The organism is Bacteroides sp. HMSC067B03 (assembly GCF_001811315.1).
In the GTDB taxonomy this organism is placed as follows: domain Bacteria; phylum Bacteroidota; class Bacteroidia; order Bacteroidales; family Bacteroidaceae; genus Bacteroides; species Bacteroides faecis.
In genome coordinates this window covers 33,632-53,140 of record NZ_KV804305.1, presented here as the reverse complement: position 1 = coordinate 53,140, position 19,509 = coordinate 33,632, and the positions used below count along the sequence as shown (strand labels likewise).

Sequence of the window (19,509 nt, the reverse complement as noted above, 5' to 3'; positions counted from 1 at the left end):
GATTCGAACCCACGACCCCCTGCTCCCAAAGCAGATTGTTTTAGAAGGATATTCAGCTACAAATCAATTAATTATAATGATGTGAGCTAACCTATTCAAAGATAGTTCAAAGAACGCTATTTTGAGGGCTTTATTTTAGCCTTTTCTAACTCATAATTTAATAAAGCAATTTCTTGCTTTTGAGCACTTTTTTCCTGTAGTACTTTTCGAAGTTGTTGCCGGAGCAAAGTTATTATTTTGTCTTTTTCTTCCATACCTTATATCTCTTACATTACTACTTTCAAATATGTACTTATGGGAAAACTATAACTTGAACAGATGAATTCTCTTCGCAAAAATCATCACTCCATGTAAACCGTACATTATATTGCTCTTTATAAGAATCGTTCCGATATGAAATATCTACATGTTGTGTAGGCAATAGTTTCGCATAAGGAAAGAAATCATCTTCAACAAAGAAAAAAACTTCTTCATTATCAATTATTTCTATATTTATATTCCTAGCATCAGACAATCCCATATTTTTCATCCTCAATCGCCGAGCTTTTCCTTTCTCTATAGGGTCTAAAATTTCGCAAATGATGCAAGCTTTCTTTTTATTTCTTTCTTGCTCTTCATTTTCTTTGATGATATAATCATTAATTTGGGATTGTTGATCATTGATTGTTTTTTGCTGCCTGTTTAGCCTTCTTGTATGATTGACATATACATATAAACTAAACAAAAAACTAAATCCCATAATGAGCCATTCAATCCAATCTTTTGTAGAAACATTATTCATTGTCTATATTTTAATAGAAAACATGGAAAATATTTATTTGGCATCTCTTATCGTCCTGATTATTGTTCTATTGTTTGCAGGCATTGCTTACGCTATAGTATATATATTGAACGAATTGTATGAGACTGCAAGTAGTCTATTGAAGAAAAGAATTATCGCCACCATATCAATTATATTGCTATTAAGTTTTTTGTATTTTTTACCTATATTCATCTCTCATTTTTAAGCATTTGCTTAAACTTAGTCACCTTATCCGCATTCGTGTCATCGAAAGATAATATTTTATCAATAATACATGAATTATCTAAATCTTCATGAGAACTTGGAAGCCATCTACATAGAAAAATATCTATGTCATTGCTAGATTGCCAATATATAACGTAGTTTCCACTAGGTAATCTTTTATAAAATAAATCACCATATTTCTGCGAAATGCCATAAGCTGCAAGATAAACTATTGGTGGCATATTAAAAAGGTAATCCAGTTATAGCTTCTAAACTTCCGTCTAAAATAATTTTATTAAACTCTTCATTCATGGATTGGTTATCTTTAATAATAGGATAAATATTATCTAAATATTTGGAAATTATATTTTGCATCTCGATCATATTAATCATATTAATCAATCTTTCATTGTCATTTTTCTTTGCGATTATATCATGTAGCTCATTCATTAAATCCCAATACGGTTCAGAGTATTTATCTATGTGGGTCAATTTACTAATATAATAATCATCAAATAAAACAGAAGTAAATTTCTTGACAATATTCTCGCAATCTTCATTTCTTAAAGATTCTTGCTTTACAAAAGAAATATTATCATAAAAATAATCTTTAAAGAATTTGAAGATTATTATGTTCTGATTATAAATAACTTTTGTGTAATCACCTGAATCTTGAAGAATATTTCTGCCTATGGCAGATAGCATTTCATTCATTCGTTGAGACACATTTTCTAATGACGAAATGGCATCAAGCATTTCATCATCTTTTCTTTTTCTCTGTAACTGTTGAAGATATAAAAACAGCATACCTGATATTTGATTCTCCATATAATTCTCAATCTCTTCAACATGATCAAATGTCTTAATTGCAGTAGTGGGTTCTAAGATACTTATGAATTTGAAAATATTAATGTCGTCAACATGGGCAAAATTAAATACTATTTTATCCTCAAATATCTTCTTATTCTTCTTATATGTCTGATATTCTGCATAAACATTCTTATCAATAAACACGAAGGAGGGTATTCCGGCCATAGTAGCAGTCTCATGCTCCTTTCTCGTTATTGAAACATATTGTTCATAAAGCTCTTTTTTGTCTTGAGAGACTTGCTCTCCTGATGCAGCACTTCCATACCGCCCACCAACAATAAGCACCATCATTTGGCAAGTCTTGACTTCGTTATAACATGACAGGTCTAATGGTTTATTGAATTCGAAAGTAACATTATCATTTTCAAATAGAACAGGTTCCATTCCAAAGTTGGCTAGAAAACGTTCTATTCGCTCTCTTACATGCTTTAGGTCATAGTATGTTGAACTTAAAAAGACTCTAGGTTTTGCCATAATATTTGTGTTTTGAGTTTTTATTTATCTTCTTTCTTCACTCGCTTAGGATTATATGTCCTTTTTTCCTGTAGGTCATCTCGTTTAATCACGTATCCACCATTTTCATCCATTTCCTCAAAGGTTCCTTTATGTGGTTCCGCATTAGGATATATTCGCTCAACTTGAACACGATCACCTTTTTTTAATATTTCTTTTCCCATATATTATTTTTTTAGTTACACAATCAACTAACTAGACTCCTGAACTCAGCTTATATTTTTGATAGTGCTTCTTTTAGATATGAAGTATCTGTCAGTGAGAATTTATAATTGCTTAACGTACTCGAACTTGAAGATTCTGCAATAAATTTAGCTTCTCCTTCTTTTTGTAAAAAAGTCATTAGCGCTTCAAAATACTCTTCTTCTACAAAGTTGCTCCCGTTTTCTGCGTTATAGGTTTTGAATTCTAAAGTTTCGCCATCAAACCTCTTGGCTTTAAATTTAAAAAATCCTTCACCTTTAATTGGGTGATTTCGATTGTATTCATATAGTTGTATTCTCATACCTGATTTGTCGATAATAAATTGAACGCCTAATTCTGAATTTGTGGTTGCTGAGTTGCTAAATGTACCTGTACAAAAGGTACGTATATACCCTTCCTGTGTTTTCTCTCCAAAATCGTCAACATAATGAGATAATTCCCAAATTCCAAATATGTTATTTTTTTCATCTATTGTCTTCAGTTCTCCATATTTTTCTTTATATGTAGATAACTCTGCTTTCAAAGAATCTATTTCGTTTGATAGTTTTACTGTTTGCTGTTGATTTGATGTGCAACTTGTTAATAATGCAGTCATCGTTAAAAATAAAATCTTTTTCATGATACTAATATTTTATAAGTTGTTTTGTTTTAGTTTATTGAGGCGTTCTTGTCATTCTATAGTATCCTTTTCATATATTATAAGGAACTATATATTACTTATTCATTAATACATTAATCAATCGTTCCTTTTCCTCGAGAAGTTTATCCTTGCCTTCAAGACGTTTGTCCTTCTCATTAATAATGTTCTTTAGATATTGAATTTCACGCATTGCTGCTTCTAATTCATCTTGGCATTTAGATACTTCAAGTTTATTATGTTCTCCTGAAACGACGGAGTTGCCGTTTCCATTAACTGAAGCAGAGTTGTTTTTATTGCAAATATTAGGATAAAAGAACGATATATCTTGTCCTATGGCAGTTGCAATGTTTTCAAGTAAACCTGTTTTTATATCATCAACCTTGAGATATGCATTAAAAGTCTGAGGACTTACACCTAATTTCACAGCAATTTCACTTTGGGTAAAGCCACATCTTTTTAATTTTTCTTTTATTTCTAAACCTGTCATAATCAAGATATTATAAATTTATAAAACAAATGGCTGAAAATAATCAGTGTTTTATTTGATAAAATAAGTATTATGCTTTATATTTGCAGCGTAATCATTAAAACATTAAAGTTATGACAACACTTTTATTGACCTCTATCATCCTTGTATTCCTCCTTATAATATTAGGAATTACATTTCGGAAACCTATTATTCGTCTAATTCACAATCACCAGGATACTAAACTACGTAAATGGTGTGTACAACAAGCAACTATTAGTAAAACCTTTGATTCTTACGATCACTATACTGAAACCTATTACGCTTCATCTAACGCAGTAGCAGCTTCAGCCGAGAGGATCTATCTATTCATCAAAGAGTATATTACTTACTTATCAGATGAAGAGAAAGAAGCCATCTTTCCGGAGAAGTACAAGAAAAAGGATGATTCTTAACCTCGTCCTGTCTTACGTGTAGACGGTTTTGTTTCAGATGGTAATTTAAGAAGCTTACGACTTAATTCTTCATAAGAGTCTTTGACGTAAATACAATCATCTTTGCTGAATCGGATAATAGTGTAATCTTCATCTTTATATAAAGATTGGATAAAATCAATGTTGATAACCTTTTCAATATCATAGGCATCAATCACCTTGATAAAATTTTTCATAACAGTTTCATTTAGTAAAGAAACGGAAGCCCTGCATCCGGCCTGAGAAACTTGATTCAGAGCTCCGTGTCTTTCGATTAAACATTTTAAAACGTAATCTTTAAAACATTACAAATATGAGCAAAAAAAATGGTTCAGACAATAATATTGTCCCAAATCTCAAAAAATTACCCCTAGCAGAGTATTTTGCAGCCTTACCAAAGGCAGAACGTCGTCCAGTTATCATATCAGCTCCTAAAGAAGATGTTATTACAGCTATTGTAGAAGCGACACAACGTAATCGTCATACAGTTCGTTGCTGGATGTATGGATATACCCAACCTAACAGTATGGTTGAAAAAAAGATTGTGGCTGAGATCTTACAATCAGATGTCGCAACCTTATTTCCTGAAAGAAAGGAGGAATGATTATGACTGGAATGGAATTTTATTTCACTCCTAAAGGTGAAGTTATGATTACCGATGAATGTGGTACGCGTCAATTGGAACAGTCAAATCGGGAGTTTATTTCCGAAATCATAACTCGAATGGGAATATTTTGGCCAGAAGCACTGGAGAAAGCATCATTGGAATATACAGACCGACGATATAATATCCCTTGGTTTGAATTTTCAATAGTACGTCGTTTTCTTAAATGTAATTTTGGTGAGTTCGATTCAACAATGGATATTGATCAGATGGGAAACTTTCACTTTGAGGAGGTCAAATGTCCGTTAAAGGGTGAATGCAAATATGAAGGAATAATCTGTAAACCAAAATTTAATAGTACACTGTCGGAACGTGAGTTAAGCGTTATGCGATCATTTTATGAAGGGATGGAAGAAAATGCAATAGCAGATAAGTATTGCATTTCATTGGAAACTGTACGTACACATAAACGGAATGCCTTTAGGCGTATAGATGTCCATTCCTTGGCAGAGTTCTTTCAGTATGCTAGGAAAAACAATCTATTTCAATAACAAGTAAACTCTAAAATCAATATTAATCAGGCAGCATAGCATAGAGATGCAGATGTGTTTCAGTAAATCAGCTCAACACCATTCAAAAGTTAAACAAAGAAACAGCCTATTAAGAGATTATGGAAAATTGCTTCGAAATGATGGTAGCCCGATGTATTAAAATTGGGACTGTTCAAACGCTAACGATGCTGGGCCTACTCCCCGAAGTAGTAACAATATCCCAAGCGGAAGATATATACGGAAAACGCCTGATTACAGAATGGCGCGAAAAAGCCTGGATCAAGTTTTATCCGGCAAATAATAAGGAACGAGGGAAATATTATGTGAAGCGTTCAGAACTGGAAACAGCCAGCGCAATGATGGACCTGCATAATAAAGTACCGGACAACATTATCAAACAACTAATGCAACTAGCCGTATGACCTACATACCGAAGTCATCAGAGATGCTAAAGGCTCTACAGGAAAGCATTGGTAAGCAGCTTGATGCAAGAGAAGAACAGAAAAGGAAATGTAGCTCTGAACCAACTTCTACAGAGGTGGCACCTTGTAAGATGGATATAACCAAACAACCTACTGCGGAAGACATACTCCTAATGGAAGAGTATAGCCGTGGAGTATACCAAGGAGATTAATAAATAACTAATATTTAGATAATTATGAGTAATAGTATTCAAATTAGAGTGGAGGAGCTAAACGCACTTCCAGCAACGAAAATTGTCGAAAACGAGAAAGTGGAACAGAAGTTCATCGGTATGTATAACGCTATTTGGGGTACAGATATGGGTGAACAGATTTATAATCGCGAGAAGTTTCATTTCAATAAATTATTGACTGAAACGCCAGCTTTACAGGAATGTACAAAACTGTCCCTCTTTGGTTGTTTCCTTGATATGGCAGTGAATGGTCTTTCTCTTGACCAATCAGGCAGACCGCAGTGCTATTTAATTCCTCGTAGTGCTAAAGTGAAAACTGCTAATGGTGATATGTGGGAAAAACGTGCCGGGCTCACGGTTTCAGCTTATGGTGAAGTATATATGCGCCAGCGTGCCGGACAAGTTCGCTATGTAGATAATCCAGTAGTAGTATTTGAAGGTGACAAATTCCGCCCTATTATCGGAGTAAATGGTGCTAAATCTATAGAGTACGAAGGAGCTTTCCCTAGAAAGTCAAACAAGCCGGTTGCCGTGTTTATACGTATTGTACGTAATGACGGGTCAGTTGATTACTCTTGGATGATGGAATCAGATTGGAAACGTTTATCTACTTTTTCAGCCAAGCAAAACAAAGGAACGGCAAACTCTCTGTATACCTCCAACGGTGGACATATTGATACAGGATTCCTTGAAAACAAAATGATTAAACACGCTTTCGATGCATACCCCAAAGTACGAACAGGCAATTATACATCTATGGAGACACAACAGGAAGAACCTGTTATTGATTACGGGTTAGTAGATGAAGAAAAAATTAATGAACCTGTTCAAACGGTAGATGACATTAATGCTCCTTTCGGAGAAGAAAAGCAATTAGATGCTCCGGAACCTGTACAAGTAACAGTGTCTGAAGATGATGCAAACGGAGGCTTCTAAGTATTTACTAACCAATTTAAGAAAACAATTATGGCAACAGAATTAATCAAAATAGATGAGGTAAAAAACATCCTTTCATCCTTTCCGGACATCATCGGAAGGAATACTAGCTCTGTCAAGAAATGCAATGAAGCTGGTCAAACTCTCCTTGATACAATCGAAGGAGAAGGTATGAATGAAGCAATAGACCAAGCTGCAGCTGACTACTTGAAAAAAGTTAGTGTAACTATCAAAAACATGGATGAACGTCGTAAACCTATCACACAGATTTTTGATAGAGTGCGTTCTTTCTTCACTTCACAGGAAAAAGAGATTGATCCTAAAGATTCTACTACAATTCCCGGAAAGCTTGTAGCAAAGCGCAATGAGTATGCTAAGTTCAAATATGAAGAAGAGCAGAAGAGAAAGAAAGAAGCAGAGCAAAGAGCTAGGATTGAGACAGAGAAAGCAAATTATCAACAGACAATAGAGAATAGCCTTCTTTCTTATTTCAACCAGTATCTTTCAAGTAAAGTTTCTGAATTGCAGGGCATCTTCTCTAATTTGACACATGAGAACTTCGATCGCGAAGTTATAGGAATCACAGTCTTTCAGACCGATTATCCCAAATCTCATTTTGATAAGTTTAGTGCGGATTCAGCGACTTACTATATCAGTCAAGAAACAAAAAAGGAGATTCGCCGAAATATCTTAGAAGGTAAATATGAACAATATGCTCAACAGTATAAGGCTAAGTTATTAAACGTTAAGCAAGATCTTACCGACCGTATTCCGTCTAAACGTAAAGAACTAGCAGAGTTGGAGCTGCTTCGTCTTGCTAATGCAGAGGCAGCCGCCAAAGCGGAAGAATTACGCAAACAGCGTGAAATTGAAGCAACTGCTAAAAGAATGGAAGAGATAAAGAGAGAGGAAGAAGCTGCAAAACAAGAGGCTGCACTAAAGGCGCAACAAAGTTCTATCGGTAGTCTTTTTGCTGGCGCTGCAGCATCTGTTGCGCCTCCACCGACAAACGCTAAAGTAAAAGAAAAGATAGTCGTAGTTAACCAACAAGGATATTTGGAGATATTTCAGATGTGGTGGCTAAATGAAGGCCAAAGTCTGCCAGTTGAAGAACTAGAGAAAATCTTTAAGAAGATGATTACCTATTGTGAGAAACAAGCAAACAGCAAAGATCAAAAGCATATTGAATCACAATTCATCCGCTATGAAGCAGATGTAAAAGCCAAATAGCCATGCCAAATCCTGATTCATATTACTCTCGTCCCGAGGTCAGTAATTCAGACCTTACAGAACTCAAAAACTATCTTTATCCCCGTGCTCAATACGGGGATAAAGAAAAGGCATTCAAATTCGGTACTCTTGTAGACGCTCTTATCACAGAGAATGACCGTGTTCGGTATGACAAGCTGATGGTAGATGATTATGTGTACACGACAGAAGAATTTGAATTAGGACTTGAGATGCGTAAGGCTCTCCGGAAGGAAGCGGAGAAAGACCAGTTTCTTGCTGTTGTATTGGCACAGTCAGACACACAAAGGTTTATGGTTAATAAGCAGCAGGAGTTCCATTATGGAAACTTTGCCTATCACCTCGATACTCGCTGTAAATGGGATTGGTGGTTATCTGCTTACGGTTTTGGTGGCGATCTGAAAACGACCTTTGCAGAGTCTCAGGCACAATTCGATGAAGCGATAGATTTCTTTGACTGGGACCGATCCCGTGCCTGGTATATGGATATTGCAGGAAGCGAACAGGATTTCATTTATGCAATCTCGAAAAAGAACTGCAAGATATTCAAGCATTTTATCACCGACCGTAACCACCCTACGTATATCAAGGGAAAAGAAAAGTACGAAGACCTGGCTTTCAAATGGTGGCAATTGATGGTCTGATTATATTTTATCATAAAAACAATATGAACTTACTTATCACACCTAAATATCAAATATTGGATGAATTAACCAATATAGATTCATTTCTCAATATAACCATGAGTGAAGACGCGACAGAAGCTGTACAACGTGGCAATGACTTGGCTGTATATGTTGCCCGTTCCGGCAAATTACTTGCAGACTCAAAATACTGGCTCAATGAGGCGATGAAATCCGAGGTCATGCAGACGCTTGTCGATACAGCTAAGAATGCGAAAGCAACAGCGACGGCCATAAATGCTCTAGTTAACTCTCTATGTAGGGAAGAACGATATTTGGTAGACTGGTGCGAACGCTGCAATCGGACGGCAACGCATCAACTATCGTGGTGTGTAACTGTGATAAGTAAAGCAAAAGAAGAAATGAAAATGTCCGGAATGTATAATAACAATAAAAAGCAATCATCATGAAAAACTTAAAAAGAATCACAATCGGGCTAGCCGTTATCGGTCTGTTTACGGCATTATCTTTTTCTCAAAGAGAAGATGCAACGACTAGAGAAATAACTACGGCTGCCGTCATGGGAGTTGTATCAGCATTTAGTATTATCACTTTATCAACTAAAGAAGATTATGGAACAAGTAAAAAATGAGATCAAGAAGGCGGTTATTAAAAAAGACCGCTTGAATGTAGTGTACAATGAGCGTTTCTCGGAAGCGAACTACACGAATGTAATTAACAAGAGCTGCGATCAGATCATCCACAGTGATTTAAGAGAAGCGTTTAGCCGGCTTAAATTACATCTCGTTGTATTGTGTGAGCAGCCAGAGGCATCTAATATCAACAAAGATAGCTTTACTTCTCCGGGCTATGCAGAGACTCTGGAAAACTATATCATTACGGGCTATGCAAATGACAGCGTCGATGGTGTTTCTGGAATTACCATCATGGGAGCTAAACTTCTCCAGTCCGGCAAAGTTGTTGACCTGAAAATCTTCGTTCCTCTCCTTGATGCAGACTACCCTTACTATGAAGAATTGAGTATTGATGCTGCAGCTTGTGATGCGGAAGTTGAAAGTTATCTGTTTGAAGAGAAATGGGGAGTTAGACAAGAGCGGCTTGATTTCGAAACGGATGAACCGGAAGAGGCTGTCGTAATGGAAGAAGAAAAACCGAAAGGGAGGGGACGTAAGAAGCGATTAGAAACTCCTGTACCTCTTGACGCAACCGCATAATCAATCATTACAGGGGGATAACTCCCCCTACTAAATACTCTGAATCATGAATATTGAATTAAAAGGAGATAATTTCGAATTATCATTCAAATATAAGACTTCAATAATAGATCGGGTTAGACAGATTCCCGGTAGACGTTTTGATGGCACTAAAAAAGTTTGGATTGTCCCGACAAGGAGTAGGGTAGAGCTTGAAAGGGTGATTTATCAAATACAGCAGTTTGAGAATATAAATTGGGTAAACGGTACAGAAAAAAAGGAGGAAGATATCGCTTATGATATTCCGGAACTACCGGATCTAACCGTTCCGCACAATTTAAAGATTCAGCCTTATCCTTATCAACTTAAAGGCATTGCACGAGGATTGGAGCTAAAACGGTTTATGAATTGCGATGAACCGGGACTGGGTAAGACATTGCAGAGTATAGCAACAATAAACCTTGCTGATGCTTTTCCTTGTCTTGTCATTTGCCCGTCTTCACTCAAAATAAACTGGCTGCGTGAATGGGAGAAATTTACAGATAAGAAAGCGATGATCCTAACCGACAAGGTACGTGATACGTGGACTTTCTTCTTCCAGACAGGAATGCATCAGGTGTTTATTGTTAACTATGAATCATTAAAGAAATACTTCGTACAACGCATAAAGAAAGCCGAAGGCTGGACGTTGAGAGATGTAGAATTTAGAAACTCAATCAATTTATTCAAGTCAGTTATCATTGATGAAAGTCACCGTTGCAAATCTGCATCTACCCAGCAGGCTAAATTCTGTAAAGGGATATGCACCGGCAAAGAATGGGTGATAGAGCTTACTGGAACACCGGTAGTAAATCGGCCTAAAGATTTGATTCCACAGCTGGCGATTCTAAACCGTATGGAGGATTTTGGTGGCTATAAACCATTTGTTAACCGATACTGCTCCGGACAAAGAGAGGCTTCTAATTTGAAAGAACTGAATTTCAATCTTTGGCAGTATTGTATGTTTCGTCGTGAAAAGTCTCTTGTTCTTACAGACCTTCCGGATAAGATACGTCAGGTTAATACTTGCGAAATTACAAATCGCAAAGAGTATATGGATGCAGAACGCGACCTTATTATGTATCTACAGAAATACAAGGATGCTGACGATGATAAGATAGAAAAGGCTCTACGTGGCGAAGTGATGGTACGTATCAATATTCTCCGGCAAATTTCTGCTCGTGGCAAAGTACGTGATGTTATTGAATTTGTGAAAGACTTCAGGGAGAATGGGAAGAAGATTATTCTCTTTTGTTCACTTCATGAAGTTGTAGACCAGTTGAAACGTTACTTTCCCACCGCTGTATCGGTTACCGGTAGAGATTCACAGGATGAGAAACAAAGAGCGGTTGACGCCTTTCAGAACAATCCTAAAGCGGATATTATCATTTGTTCAATAAAGGCGGCCGGAGTTGGTTTAACGCTTACTGCATCTAGTAATGTTGCCTTTGTTGAGTTTCCTTGGACATACGCTGACTGTTGTCAATGTGAGGACCGAGCACACCGCATCGGACAAAAAGACTCTGTTACCTGTTACTATTTCCTAGGCCGGCGGACAATAGATGAAAAAGTTTATCGGATCATTCAGGAGAAGAAAAACATAGCCAATGCTGTAACAGGATCTACGGAAGATATTGAGGAAAATATTGTCGACATGGTTGCGCGTATTTTTGATACAGATTACGACGAAGAAGATTAACAAATAAAGATATGAAGAAAATACAATTTAAAGCAGGGTGGATTCCAAATGTTATTCACTTTTTTCCGTATATCAGAATTAGTCGAGGTGAATATGCAGCTAATTGGAAAAGGTTTGCAATAGAAATAGGTTTTTGGTATTGGGCGATAGGATGGTTCTTTGCATTAATACTTTACTGCGATAAATGTGGAGCCTATTTAAAGTGTGATTGTAATTGTGATGATGATTGGTTTGATTTAGATGATGAATATGAAGATTAACTAATAACAAATCAAGAAAGGAACTAAATATGAAAACATTTGAAGGAACATATACTATTAAATGGGGTAAAAATACTGCTCCAGACATTAGACCTATTGTTTTTGATTGCGAGACAGAAGAAGAACTTAAAAAGGAGCAGCAACGTATTATTGCTGCCTATTCCAAGGGAGATGATAAGAGCTGCGCTTTTTATCAGGAATGGCATGATAATTTCCTACCACCGCATTCAATCATATTCAAAATGAGTGAGCGAAAATAAAATTGTATTCAAAACAAATCAGAAATGAATAAAATAACAGTTGATAATTCAGAATCTTATTGGGAACAGAACGTCAATTATCCTAATGACTATAACTTGATAAAAGTAGAGTATATAATGGGTAAAAGCATGATGTTTGATAAATGGGAAACAAGAATCTATGGATGGGTTCAAGAAGTGATAGTCGGTGAAAATAAAGGGAAAATCGAAGCAGGCTATCCCACTCCATACGATGAGGAAACAGGCTCGGATGCTGTTTCATTAGGTTATTTTGATAATATTGAGGATGCAATGAAAGCTGTTTTAGAAAGTAATCATCCTGATTGTAGTGGATATTATATTTAACGTATAACAATTAAGATTTTAAAGAATAGCAACTTAAAAAATAAGAACAATAAATGTGTATATAGTGGGAGAGACATTATTTTTGGAGAGTATTATAAATCAAAAAATCCCGAGTCGTTTCTGACTCGGGTAAGTTCTCCAACTAAAGTTATTCCATATCTTCAATTGGAGTGTTCTAGTATGTAATAGTTATACTTATTCGATTATTTTTATCAATAATTCGATTAAACTAATTGTTGGTATGGGCTTGCTTGCAATTTGATTATATACAGAAATGCTTATATATATTAATGTCCATATAATAGTTGAAAATATCGCTTGTTGTATCTTGGCGATTAGCATTTGTCTCATCCAGCCACTAATTTTTTTTATTCTCTTAAGGAGAATGCTATAAAATTTGTTCATACTTTTTTATAAAACATATGTTTATCTGGATTTTTGTCAATAGCTATTGGCACTTTTAAAAAAAATATTTTAAAAAATCTCACTTTTATAAGAATGATGTTTAGGGCATCCCTCAAATTAAATCAGAAAGAAGCTAAAGTATGCGAATGATAAAGAAACAGGCTGCAAAGTTGGAAGAGCTTGAAGCTAGGCGAGAAAGGCTTGTTAATCGTGTTGCTAAACTCGATCTAAAAATCGAAGAGCAAAAAGAGAAAATAGTCCAGTATTATGGACAACAAGGTATTAACGTATAAAAAGTAAATATGAGCAAATATACAGCAAAGCAAATAGCTGAATCTGACGAACTATTTGAAAAGCAAATACATAAAGTCAGAAAGTTTTATTTGAGTCGTAATCCCGATAAAATGATGATGCTTGAAGAAAGAAAAGCCGTCATTAAAGAACAAAATAAAGGTCTTTCCCCGGAATATGATAAGGAGTATTATTGTGGAACTTGTGGAGCTAAAGACGGTGCAGAACATCCTAAAAGTGGATATTGCTTTCACTGTGATACTGATAACTGGATTTCAAAGAATAACTAATAATAAGTAGAAAGGAGAAAATTATGGGAGTAGATATATCAGCTCTAAAAATAAAAAAATATAGAATTAAATGAGACGTCCACAAAGTAATGGATTATTCGAAGTTGCGGGAGGTCAAGAGAAAGAGCATGGTTTCTGTTGCATGAAGCTGATTACTTTCCTTTCCGCTAATAATGTAATAAGTTGGGATGAATGGCATGGAGCTCATCTCTCTGCAATGTCAGGGAGATGTCCGTACGCTTCGCAATGTCCGATTTATGAGAGAACGATAACAGTAGTAGGTAGAAGGCCAATACAATTTAGCTTATTTTGAATTAATGACTAAAGAAAAGTGCATTTTATGTGGAAAGGAAACGGTGTCAGTTATTAAGACCGATACCGGTTTTATGTGTTATAATTGCTATGCTGATCAGCGTAATCCTCCACGTTCTAAAGAAGTACATAATAATGAAGAAGCTCGTATACAAACAGAGTTTTTCAAACTTATCCCTTTATATTTCCCCAATATTCCGGACAGACTTATATTTGCCGTTCCGAACGGTGGTAGTCGTCATGTAAAGGAAGCCGCTAACCTTAAACGGCAAGGAGTAAAGCCCGGAGTTTCCGATGTAATCGTACTCATACCGAAAAAGGGGTTTGCTTCGCTCTGTTTAGAGTTCAAGATTAAGACTGGGAAACAATCAGATCATCAAAAAGAATTTCAAAAACAAGCGGAATTATGCCGCAATAAGTATGTAGTAGTCCGAAGTGCATCACAAGCAATTGAAGAACTAAAGAAATATCTTTTTTAATAGGAATGTAGTAGGTGATACAGAATTTCTTTGAAATCATACCGAAACTCCTTGCTAAAAACAGATATTGCACTGATGAAAGGAGGTAATTGTCTTTTTTATTATCTTTGTTCTAAAATTATCAGTATGACATTTGAAGAAGCAGTTTCTTTGGTTGACAGAATTAAAGATCAGGTTGTCGGTGCTCCTGTAAAGGGAAGGTTTATTGAATCTTTGTTCATCGGGCCGACCTGTTGGGATGAAATGCATATCTTTATGAACATTTGTTTGCAGAAAGGGGAGGATGAAGCTATTAGTGAGTTTCTCGGAAAAAGTTTCTCCGTGTATGGCAAATCTGTTACCTATATCAAGCCGGATCTTCCCAAGTGGGATGTAACAGTATTGGATGATTGGGAGAAGACAATATATAATTGAGAGGTAGCTTATTCGGCTACCTCTTTTTCTGTCGGAACTAAAGGAGAACAGTTTTCTCGGTTTACAACTATATCACGCATATTAGGCTTATTATTAAAATTGCGAGATATGTTTTTTATTAAATCAATATAGTTATCTGCCCCATCTTCATACTGTCGATAAAAGACTTTAATTGATATGCAATTATCATGTTCAAATAAAGTATTTAATAACGTCCGATCAGAATTTCCACAAGAATGCCCCATTATAAAAATCTGATATGGGCCTAATGAAATAAAATTCAGTAGTTCTCTATAGCTTCTTGTTTTATGATAACTTATTGATTTAATATTCTCTAGAAAATCATTGTTCTGCAATTTCTCTATTTTATTATAATCATCATCTAATTCATCACCATATCCGAATATGATGGGATTATTCTTACTGTTAAGTTCTCCATGAATATTGATGATTTCATCAATATTATGATCATTATATAACGTTTTCGCTATTTGGGTGTAATTGAAATTCAAAAGTAATGTGTATGGTAGAAGATGAAACTTTTTAAAAGACTCATTTTTGAGTTTTTTTTCAATAAATATTATTCGGGCCTCATTTTCTGTAAGGCAGTACTTATATGTTTTATTATCAACTTTTCTATCATATTCAAATTCATCAATTGTATTAGTTTGGACCATTTCAGCAAAAATAGAATTTACATATACAGTTTGTTTACAATTAGCAATATCGTCAAATTCTACAAAACTTGAAAAAGCGTCTTGTATAGATTGATGTTTTGCAATTTCAGTCTTTTCTATAATTTCTGTTAAATATTTTTCTAGCAATCTTTTTACATCATCAAACTCTTTATTAAGAGTACGGATACTTTCGTTTTGCTTTTGGGGATTTTCTTCCTGAAGTAACTCTTTCAATACACTATAATATTCATTTTCTATATCTACCCAATTTACAAGAGAACATTGATGAGATATACGCTCAAAAAAATGATTTTTGAACTTTAAATGAACTGTCACATTTGAACTAGGATCATTATTATGCTCATCAATTAGTGTATGCAATTTCCATAAAGGACTATCTTCTTTATAAGAAGATAGTCCTTTATTAACTCCGGCTTTATCATATTCTTTTTTAATTTTTATAAACTGATCTTCATAGTCATTAAGAGGGTGTTTACCCCCTCCTCCATATTGTTGGTCTAACAACCGCCAGTATTTATCATAAATCCCTTCTTCAACAGTAGCCCAATAATCATTTATAAAATCTTTATATCCAGTCTTTAAATTGTGAGCTAAGTCAAAACCGTTGCCAATAATTATAATTCTATTCATACTAGAGGTTCATTAAGTTAATAAAAAATTTCATAACTCCTGAACGGAATCATGACCATATTTATTTTCTTCTGCCATTACTTCTGTCATCCTATTGGAGTTTTTGGGGGGATGATTAACAATTATAGCTTTTATTGTATCATTGGTTAGCATCGGTCAATACCTATTCTCCTTTTTCTAGAAATATTTCTTTTCTTAATAATTCAACAGCACTTTCATCTTGCCAATAATCTCTATTAGTAACTTCTTTTAACCTCATAGACTTATTCGGTCCAATGGTTGTAAGATAAGCTACTATTTCATCAAATGAAATAGTAGGGAAAGGTATCGCTACCAAAACATAATACTCAATATTTTTTTTAATGGTGTAAGAAACTAAAAAACCATCGCAATCAGACATCAAATATACACCATCGGGAATCATTCGTTCTCTAGTTATCTTCCATAGCTTAGGAACAACTTCTGAATCAGGTTTTTCAATCTGCTCTCTTATAGTATCATAAAGTTCATCTATCAGAAAGGTATAACCGAATTTTGCAAAAAGTATGATATATGCATTTTTCAACAACGCAACAGAAAGGCGTGTATCATCTACTTTTTTATTTTTATTCTCAATAGACAGCGCCATATCTTCCGCTAGTTGCTTCATATATTCACTTAATAAAGTAGGATTATTTTGTTTAAAGCTATTAGTCATTATCATACGCCCATCACTACAGACTTCTAATTGACCATTAAAAGTCTTATCAGCGACTTTAACTTTAACGTCCCTTTTTGTTCCTGGTATAAAAATAGAATTCTCATAGTTTTCAATTCTATTTATTAAGTAACAGTCCATAGATGAGCCACATGTATTATTACATTTTTTACATGTTAAGGCTATTCTTTTACCTCCTAATTTGTCTTGTGGTGCATCTTCTTGTGACAATTCATCCATTTGTTCAGCAGTGAACTTGTTCAAACACAAAGGACAAATGTATTCATTATTGTATGATGAAATATTAGCTAACCAACCTTTTTTATTTAATATATTAAGCTGTTTTTTAGACTTTTCAAAAAATGATTTTGTATCCATATCTTTTCAAATAAATATTTTTTGCAAAAATAAAAAAAACAACCTGCCAACGTTAAATAAGTTTCTATGTTTATAAACATAGAAACACAAAAAAATCGCCATTTCTAAAATATATTTATTTTAGGTATATATACACAAACACCCCTATAGCAATAAAAATAATGATTACATATATTTTATCTTTATGTAAATCCCACCAAGATAGTTCAATAACCTTCTCTCTTTGATTTAGTAAAGCATTCACCTTATTATTTATAGTATCAAGTCGATTCGAGAACTGCTGCAAGGTAATGGATAATGTTTCATCAACTTCAGTCCTTTCCTGTTCTTGCTTAGAAACTTTAGTTATACTTTCTTTGACTACGTGCTGTTTACCGGCTGAATCCGGCGCTGAAAGATAAACAGTCGTATTCTCAATCTTAAGATCACTTAACCGATCATTTACAATCTTCGTTTGCTTACTAAGACCTATACGCAACTCTTCCATTACTTTCCGTAGATATTGAAATTCACCGGAGTAATCAGTTTGCTTATGCGTCTCAATATTGCGAGAAGACTTGCAGGACGATAACCATATTGCTGACGCCAGCAAAATGATAATGTAGATTAATCGCTTCATGGTCGGATAACAGTATTACGCAAGAAATTAGGGAATTCGGAGCGTACATCAAAACAGGGGCACGCCTTGATATATTCTTTCGGCTCTACCTCACCGCTGCCGTCCAGATCCGGAGAAGCATCACGGTGTCCAAGCACTTCAATTATAAGATATTCCTTACAGAGCTTTGCTACCAGCTCACGTAAACTAGCTCTTTGAGCGGGTGTCCGTGTATCAGCAGGTTTTCCGTTCGCATCAAGTCCACCGATATAGCAGATACCTATCGAATGCTTATTGTATGATATGCCAGAGAATCCCTTTGTGCTACAATGCGCCCCATCGATGCTTAACGACCGTCCATCCTCAACCATTCCGTCAAGGTCAATGATGAAGTTATAACCGATCTGGCTGAATCCCCTTTGTTTGTGCATCCGGTCAATATCCTTCGCACGTAAATCTTGCTCGGCACGTGTTGCTGAGCAATGGATGATAATAGCATCAATTTTCTTCATTTTTTCTCCTCCTTATTCTTTGTTATTGGGCCAATCTTTACCAAATTGACACGGAAAATGATAGCTATCAAAATGGCTGTTCCTAGCCAATGCCAAGAATCTTGAAAAATAAACTCCAATACTTCAATCATTTTGCACCTCCTTTTTGTAAGTAGTTCGTTAGATAAGGGATATTCTTTATAAACTCGACACTTAATACATAGTGCAAGAAAGCTACCACCTTGTAACCATTGCTAGAGTTAGGGAGAATTTCTTTGATATTCCTCAGAATATTTACCCCGTAGAAATAGAAAACGCTATACGTAATAAATGAGACACATTGAAGTGCACCTTCCGGATTTCCTTTGTGTTCACCAATAAAATAGATACAACTAACTAAGACAAAGAAAATAGTTGCTTCTACGATGCATCTCCAAGCCTTTTTAAAAGAAAAGCTTTCATGATTGATTAGTAGGGCAGTAAGAAGCCCACAAATGAAGTTGAGGGCAAATACTGCAATAAGGCTTTTGATCTCCCCAGAGATAGGATTGAGATAGGCAGCTATGCCGGTAATCAATCCAATAAGTAGGTTTTTGAAATAATCCATAATTATTTATCTAAAATATTAATACTTCATTTCAATACCTCGCTACAATCATCAATAGCAGTCTGGAATACCTGTTTCACTTCCTCGGGAGTCAACCCATGATCCTCATGCAGAGAAAAGCCAGTCACTCCGTTTTTCGATATATTAAAGAATCCGACAACTGTTTCATCATTAGAAATTTCAGCTGTGACATCTTTTACCGTCTCAGTGCCGCGAGTTGACATCCTGTACTTGATCTTGATATCTGTAGTAACCTTTGATACTGCTGTACTGTTAGTTGCTTTAATATTCATTCTTTACCTCCTTTTTCTATTAAGTCATAAATCTGTCCATAAACGCCAGCGGTGAAAAATTCCGCACAAATCTCCTTTAGGAGAGTAGCATCGTCTGTTTCAATATCAAGCATACCTCGGTTGTTGATAATTTGCTGCATCATTTTATAAGCACGTAATTTTTTAGCCATATCCATTCCTAGCTGAGCATTCATGCCGGCAGCATACAAGGCTTCTGAGATCATATCACGAAGAGGTTTCTTCCTCTCCTTACCATCGACTAATTCAACTGCTTCCTGACCTTTGTGATCAAGCAAGTTCCGGTTTAAATTTACTTTCAT

34 protein-coding genes are annotated in these 19,509 nt (G+C 35.3%); 19 read left to right on the top strand and 15 right to left on the bottom strand.

Going from position 1 to position 19,509, the window contains the following annotated elements; translation table 11 throughout:
- Positions 1–116: 116 nt before the first annotated feature.
- The 6 genes from HMPREF2794_RS28865 to HMPREF2794_RS06885 all read right to left on the bottom strand — a co-directional run bounded on the left by HMPREF2794_RS28865 (position 117) and on the right by HMPREF2794_RS06885 (position 3,720).
- On the bottom strand, positions 117–254 hold the full coding sequence (locus HMPREF2794_RS28865) for a hypothetical protein (protein ID WP_168166588.1): 138 nt from the start codon (positions 252–254) through the stop codon (positions 117–119).
- A gap of 38 nt (positions 255–292) precedes the next feature.
- A complete protein-coding gene (locus HMPREF2794_RS06910; protein WP_070751230.1) occupies positions 293–781 on the bottom strand; it encodes a hypothetical protein in 489 nt (162 codons plus the stop codon).
- 468 nt (positions 782–1,249) lie between these two features.
- Positions 1,250–2,350 (bottom strand): DUF4062 domain-containing protein, encoded by a 1,101-nt coding sequence (locus HMPREF2794_RS06900; RefSeq protein WP_061473263.1) that lies wholly within the window; start codon positions 2,348–2,350, stop codon positions 1,250–1,252.
- Positions 2,351–2,370: 20 nt separating this feature from the next.
- Positions 2,371–2,553: a hypothetical protein gene (locus HMPREF2794_RS06895; RefSeq protein WP_061473262.1), complete on the bottom strand. Its 183-nt coding sequence runs from the start codon at positions 2,551–2,553 to the stop codon at positions 2,371–2,373.
- 50 nt (positions 2,554–2,603) lie between these two features.
- Positions 2,604–3,212, bottom strand: a complete 609-nt coding sequence (locus HMPREF2794_RS06890; RefSeq protein ID WP_139147238.1) for a hypothetical protein — start codon at positions 3,210–3,212, stop codon at positions 2,604–2,606.
- Positions 3,213–3,306: 94 nt separating this feature from the next.
- Positions 3,307–3,720, bottom strand: a complete 414-nt coding sequence (locus HMPREF2794_RS06885; protein ID WP_055268831.1) for a helix-turn-helix domain-containing protein — start codon at positions 3,718–3,720, stop codon at positions 3,307–3,309.
- Positions 3,721–3,833: 113 nt separating this feature from the next.
- Here HMPREF2794_RS06885 and HMPREF2794_RS06880 point away from each other — a divergent pair, with 113 nt between their 5' ends.
- On the top strand, positions 3,834–4,154 hold the full coding sequence (locus HMPREF2794_RS06880; RefSeq protein ID WP_055268832.1) for a hypothetical protein: 321 nt from the start codon (positions 3,834–3,836) through the stop codon (positions 4,152–4,154).
- On the opposite strand, the gene HMPREF2794_RS06875 is transcribed toward HMPREF2794_RS06880, so the two are convergent.
- A complete protein-coding gene (locus tag HMPREF2794_RS06875; protein ID WP_011107487.1) occupies positions 4,151–4,369 on the bottom strand; it encodes a hypothetical protein in 219 nt (72 codons plus the stop codon). The genes HMPREF2794_RS06880 and HMPREF2794_RS06875 overlap by 4 nt on opposite strands.
- A 116-nt stretch (positions 4,370–4,485) precedes the next feature.
- On the opposite strand from HMPREF2794_RS06875, the gene HMPREF2794_RS06870 reads away from it, so the two are divergent.
- From HMPREF2794_RS06870 to HMPREF2794_RS06785, 18 genes are all read left to right on the top strand, one after another.
- Complete coding sequence (locus tag HMPREF2794_RS06870; protein WP_011107488.1) at positions 4,486–4,776, top strand: hypothetical protein; 291 nt, start codon at positions 4,486–4,488, stop codon at positions 4,774–4,776.
- 2 nt (positions 4,777–4,778) lie between these two features.
- Positions 4,779–5,327, top strand: coding sequence for a helix-turn-helix domain-containing protein (locus HMPREF2794_RS06865; RefSeq protein ID WP_055228938.1), 549 nt, complete (start codon positions 4,779–4,781; stop codon positions 5,325–5,327).
- 119 nt (positions 5,328–5,446) lie between these two features.
- On the top strand, positions 5,447–5,749 hold the full coding sequence (locus HMPREF2794_RS06860) for a hypothetical protein (RefSeq protein ID WP_055228767.1): 303 nt from the start codon (positions 5,447–5,449) through the stop codon (positions 5,747–5,749).
- Positions 5,746–5,961, top strand: coding sequence for a hypothetical protein (locus tag HMPREF2794_RS06855; RefSeq protein WP_055268833.1), 216 nt, complete (start codon positions 5,746–5,748; stop codon positions 5,959–5,961). Before HMPREF2794_RS06860 ends, HMPREF2794_RS06855 begins: the two co-directional genes overlap by 4 nt.
- A 24-nt stretch (positions 5,962–5,985) precedes the next feature.
- The gene (locus HMPREF2794_RS06850; protein ID WP_055268834.1) at positions 5,986–6,918 is read left to right on the top strand and encodes a recombinase RecT; all 933 of its coding nucleotides are present in this window, start codon (positions 5,986–5,988) and stop codon (positions 6,916–6,918) included.
- A gap of 30 nt (positions 6,919–6,948) precedes the next feature.
- Positions 6,949–8,148, top strand: coding sequence for a hypothetical protein (locus HMPREF2794_RS06845; protein WP_070751228.1), 1,200 nt, complete (start codon positions 6,949–6,951; stop codon positions 8,146–8,148).
- Between the two features lie 2 nt (positions 8,149–8,150).
- Positions 8,151–8,810, top strand: a complete 660-nt coding sequence (locus tag HMPREF2794_RS06840) for a hypothetical protein (RefSeq protein ID WP_070751227.1) — start codon at positions 8,151–8,153, stop codon at positions 8,808–8,810.
- Positions 8,811–8,833: 23 nt separating this feature from the next.
- Positions 8,834–9,259: a hypothetical protein gene (locus HMPREF2794_RS06835; RefSeq protein WP_055268837.1), complete on the top strand. Its 426-nt coding sequence runs from the start codon at positions 8,834–8,836 to the stop codon at positions 9,257–9,259.
- Positions 9,256–9,441 (top strand): hypothetical protein, encoded by a 186-nt coding sequence (locus HMPREF2794_RS06830; RefSeq protein WP_055228773.1) that lies wholly within the window; start codon positions 9,256–9,258, stop codon positions 9,439–9,441. Before HMPREF2794_RS06835 ends, HMPREF2794_RS06830 begins: the two co-directional genes overlap by 4 nt.
- Positions 9,422–10,024: a hypothetical protein gene (locus HMPREF2794_RS06825; protein ID WP_070751226.1), complete on the top strand. Its 603-nt coding sequence runs from the start codon at positions 9,422–9,424 to the stop codon at positions 10,022–10,024. The genes HMPREF2794_RS06830 and HMPREF2794_RS06825 overlap by 20 nt, the downstream gene beginning before the upstream one ends.
- A gap of 46 nt (positions 10,025–10,070) precedes the next feature.
- Positions 10,071–11,741 carry a DEAD/DEAH box helicase gene (locus HMPREF2794_RS06820; protein WP_070751225.1) on the top strand — a complete coding sequence of 557 codons (1,671 nt, stop codon included), beginning with the start codon at positions 10,071–10,073 and terminating at the stop codon, positions 11,739–11,741.
- Positions 11,742–11,752: 11 nt separating this feature from the next.
- Positions 11,753–12,001, top strand: coding sequence for a hypothetical protein (locus HMPREF2794_RS06815; RefSeq protein ID WP_070751224.1), 249 nt, complete (start codon positions 11,753–11,755; stop codon positions 11,999–12,001).
- Between the two features lie 29 nt (positions 12,002–12,030).
- A complete protein-coding gene (locus HMPREF2794_RS06810) occupies positions 12,031–12,261 on the top strand; it encodes a hypothetical protein (RefSeq protein ID WP_070751223.1) in 231 nt (76 codons plus the stop codon).
- Between the two features lie 24 nt (positions 12,262–12,285).
- Positions 12,286–12,606 carry a hypothetical protein gene (locus HMPREF2794_RS06805; protein WP_070751222.1) on the top strand — a complete coding sequence of 107 codons (321 nt, stop codon included), beginning with the start codon at positions 12,286–12,288 and terminating at the stop codon, positions 12,604–12,606.
- Between the two features lie 551 nt (positions 12,607–13,157).
- Complete coding sequence (locus tag HMPREF2794_RS28860) at positions 13,158–13,304, top strand: hypothetical protein (RefSeq protein ID WP_192915344.1); 147 nt, start codon at positions 13,158–13,160, stop codon at positions 13,302–13,304.
- A gap of 9 nt (positions 13,305–13,313) precedes the next feature.
- Complete coding sequence (locus tag HMPREF2794_RS06795; protein ID WP_070751220.1) at positions 13,314–13,592, top strand: hypothetical protein; 279 nt, start codon at positions 13,314–13,316, stop codon at positions 13,590–13,592.
- A gap of 386 nt (positions 13,593–13,978) precedes the next feature.
- Complete coding sequence (locus HMPREF2794_RS06790; protein WP_070751233.1) at positions 13,979–14,383, top strand: VRR-NUC domain-containing protein; 405 nt, start codon at positions 13,979–13,981, stop codon at positions 14,381–14,383.
- Between the two features lie 126 nt (positions 14,384–14,509).
- Entirely contained in the window at positions 14,510–14,797 is a 288-nt protein-coding gene (locus tag HMPREF2794_RS06785; RefSeq protein ID WP_070751232.1) for a hypothetical protein, read from the top strand.
- An 8-nt stretch (positions 14,798–14,805) separates the two neighbouring features.
- On the opposite strand, the gene HMPREF2794_RS06780 is transcribed toward HMPREF2794_RS06785, so the two are convergent.
- From HMPREF2794_RS06780 to HMPREF2794_RS06750, 8 genes are all read right to left on the bottom strand, one after another.
- On the bottom strand, positions 14,806–16,125 hold the full coding sequence (locus HMPREF2794_RS06780; protein WP_070751219.1) for an AbiH family protein: 1,320 nt from the start codon (positions 16,123–16,125) through the stop codon (positions 14,806–14,808).
- Between the two features lie 163 nt (positions 16,126–16,288).
- Entirely contained in the window at positions 16,289–17,200 is a 912-nt protein-coding gene (locus tag HMPREF2794_RS06775) for a hypothetical protein (RefSeq protein WP_070751218.1), read from the bottom strand.
- 115 nt (positions 17,201–17,315) lie between these two features.
- Positions 17,316–17,819 (bottom strand): histidine kinase, encoded by a 504-nt coding sequence (locus HMPREF2794_RS06770; protein ID WP_070751217.1) that lies wholly within the window; start codon positions 17,817–17,819, stop codon positions 17,316–17,318.
- Positions 17,816–18,310, bottom strand: a complete 495-nt coding sequence (locus tag HMPREF2794_RS06765) for an N-acetylmuramoyl-L-alanine amidase (RefSeq protein WP_070751216.1) — start codon at positions 18,308–18,310, stop codon at positions 17,816–17,818. The genes HMPREF2794_RS06770 and HMPREF2794_RS06765 overlap by 4 nt, the downstream gene beginning before the upstream one ends.
- Positions 18,307–18,441 carry a hypothetical protein gene (locus HMPREF2794_RS29795; protein ID WP_256375832.1) on the bottom strand — a complete coding sequence of 45 codons (135 nt, stop codon included), beginning with the start codon at positions 18,439–18,441 and terminating at the stop codon, positions 18,307–18,309. The genes HMPREF2794_RS06765 and HMPREF2794_RS29795 overlap by 4 nt, the downstream gene beginning before the upstream one ends.
- A complete protein-coding gene (locus tag HMPREF2794_RS06760) occupies positions 18,438–18,896 on the bottom strand; it encodes a phage holin family protein (RefSeq protein WP_083312031.1) in 459 nt (152 codons plus the stop codon). Before HMPREF2794_RS06760 ends, HMPREF2794_RS29795 begins: the two co-directional genes overlap by 4 nt.
- 26 nt (positions 18,897–18,922) lie before the next feature.
- Entirely contained in the window at positions 18,923–19,189 is a 267-nt protein-coding gene (locus tag HMPREF2794_RS06755; protein WP_070751214.1) for a hypothetical protein, read from the bottom strand.
- The gene (locus HMPREF2794_RS06750; protein WP_070751213.1) at positions 19,186–19,509 is read right to left on the bottom strand and encodes a hypothetical protein; all 324 of its coding nucleotides are present in this window, start codon (positions 19,507–19,509) and stop codon (positions 19,186–19,188) included. The genes HMPREF2794_RS06755 and HMPREF2794_RS06750 overlap by 4 nt, the downstream gene beginning before the upstream one ends.

Bases quoted from the DNA above. Each gene is read 5' to 3' on its own strand.
- HMPREF2794_RS06775 (WP_070751218.1), bottom strand. From the start codon at position 17,200: ATGGATACAAAATCATTTTTTGAAAAGTCTAAAAAACAGCTTAATATA.
- HMPREF2794_RS06890 (WP_139147238.1), bottom strand. From the start codon at position 3,212: ATGAAAAAGATTTTATTTTTAACGATGACTGCATTATTAACAAGTTGC.
- HMPREF2794_RS06875 (WP_011107487.1), bottom strand. From the start codon at position 4,369: ATGAAAAATTTTATCAAGGTGATTGATGCCTATGATATTGAAAAGGTT.
- HMPREF2794_RS06895 (WP_061473262.1), bottom strand. From the start codon at position 2,553: ATGGGAAAAGAAATATTAAAAAAAGGTGATCGTGTTCAAGTTGAGCGA.
- HMPREF2794_RS06825 (WP_070751226.1), top strand. From the start codon at position 9,422: ATGGAACAAGTAAAAAATGAGATCAAGAAGGCGGTTATTAAAAAAGAC.
- HMPREF2794_RS06865 (WP_055228938.1), top strand. From the start codon at position 4,779: ATGACTGGAATGGAATTTTATTTCACTCCTAAAGGTGAAGTTATGATT.
- HMPREF2794_RS06795 (WP_070751220.1), top strand. From the start codon at position 13,314: ATGAGCAAATATACAGCAAAGCAAATAGCTGAATCTGACGAACTATTT.
- HMPREF2794_RS06780 (WP_070751219.1), bottom strand. From the start codon at position 16,125: ATGAATAGAATTATAATTATTGGCAACGGTTTTGACTTAGCTCACAAT.
- HMPREF2794_RS06910 (WP_070751230.1), bottom strand. From the start codon at position 781: ATGAATAATGTTTCTACAAAAGATTGGATTGAATGGCTCATTATGGGA.
- HMPREF2794_RS06765 (WP_070751216.1), bottom strand. From the start codon at position 18,310: ATGAAGAAAATTGATGCTATTATCATCCATTGCTCAGCAACACGTGCC.
- HMPREF2794_RS06760 (WP_083312031.1), bottom strand. From the start codon at position 18,896: ATGGATTATTTCAAAAACCTACTTATTGGATTGATTACCGGCATAGCT.
- HMPREF2794_RS28865 (WP_168166588.1), bottom strand. From the start codon at position 254: ATGGAAGAAAAAGACAAAATAATAACTTTGCTCCGGCAACAACTTCGA.
- HMPREF2794_RS06850 (WP_055268834.1), top strand. From the start codon at position 5,986: ATGAGTAATAGTATTCAAATTAGAGTGGAGGAGCTAAACGCACTTCCA.
- HMPREF2794_RS06810 (WP_070751223.1), top strand. From the start codon at position 12,031: ATGAAAACATTTGAAGGAACATATACTATTAAATGGGGTAAAAATACT.
- HMPREF2794_RS06750 (WP_070751213.1), bottom strand. From the start codon at position 19,509: ATGAAAGTAAATTTAAACCGGAACTTGCTTGATCACAAAGGTCAGGAA.
- HMPREF2794_RS06830 (WP_055228773.1), top strand. From the start codon at position 9,256: ATGAAAAACTTAAAAAGAATCACAATCGGGCTAGCCGTTATCGGTCTG.
- HMPREF2794_RS06815 (WP_070751224.1), top strand. From the start codon at position 11,753: ATGAAGAAAATACAATTTAAAGCAGGGTGGATTCCAAATGTTATTCAC.
- HMPREF2794_RS06845 (WP_070751228.1), top strand. From the start codon at position 6,949: ATGGCAACAGAATTAATCAAAATAGATGAGGTAAAAAACATCCTTTCA.
- HMPREF2794_RS06900 (WP_061473263.1), bottom strand. From the start codon at position 2,350: ATGGCAAAACCTAGAGTCTTTTTAAGTTCAACATACTATGACCTAAAG.
- HMPREF2794_RS06835 (WP_055268837.1), top strand. From the start codon at position 8,834: ATGAACTTACTTATCACACCTAAATATCAAATATTGGATGAATTAACC.
- HMPREF2794_RS06770 (WP_070751217.1), bottom strand. From the start codon at position 17,819: ATGAAGCGATTAATCTACATTATCATTTTGCTGGCGTCAGCAATATGG.
- HMPREF2794_RS28860 (WP_192915344.1), top strand. From the start codon at position 13,158: ATGATAAAGAAACAGGCTGCAAAGTTGGAAGAGCTTGAAGCTAGGCGA.
- HMPREF2794_RS06805 (WP_070751222.1), top strand. From the start codon at position 12,286: ATGAATAAAATAACAGTTGATAATTCAGAATCTTATTGGGAACAGAAC.
- HMPREF2794_RS06880 (WP_055268832.1), top strand. From the start codon at position 3,834: ATGACAACACTTTTATTGACCTCTATCATCCTTGTATTCCTCCTTATA.
- HMPREF2794_RS06790 (WP_070751233.1), top strand. From the start codon at position 13,979: ATGTGTTATAATTGCTATGCTGATCAGCGTAATCCTCCACGTTCTAAA.
- HMPREF2794_RS06820 (WP_070751225.1), top strand. From the start codon at position 10,071: ATGAATATTGAATTAAAAGGAGATAATTTCGAATTATCATTCAAATAT.
- HMPREF2794_RS06870 (WP_011107488.1), top strand. From the start codon at position 4,486: ATGAGCAAAAAAAATGGTTCAGACAATAATATTGTCCCAAATCTCAAA.
- HMPREF2794_RS06755 (WP_070751214.1), bottom strand. From the start codon at position 19,189: ATGAATATTAAAGCAACTAACAGTACAGCAGTATCAAAGGTTACTACA.
- HMPREF2794_RS06840 (WP_070751227.1), top strand. From the start codon at position 8,151: ATGCCAAATCCTGATTCATATTACTCTCGTCCCGAGGTCAGTAATTCA.
- HMPREF2794_RS06885 (WP_055268831.1), bottom strand. From the start codon at position 3,720: ATGACAGGTTTAGAAATAAAAGAAAAATTAAAAAGATGTGGCTTTACC.
- HMPREF2794_RS06860 (WP_055228767.1), top strand. From the start codon at position 5,447: ATGGAAAATTGCTTCGAAATGATGGTAGCCCGATGTATTAAAATTGGG.
- HMPREF2794_RS06855 (WP_055268833.1), top strand. From the start codon at position 5,746: ATGACCTACATACCGAAGTCATCAGAGATGCTAAAGGCTCTACAGGAA.
- HMPREF2794_RS29795 (WP_256375832.1), bottom strand. From the start codon at position 18,441: ATGATTGAAGTATTGGAGTTTATTTTTCAAGATTCTTGGCATTGGCTA.
- HMPREF2794_RS06785 (WP_070751232.1), top strand. From the start codon at position 14,510: ATGACATTTGAAGAAGCAGTTTCTTTGGTTGACAGAATTAAAGATCAG.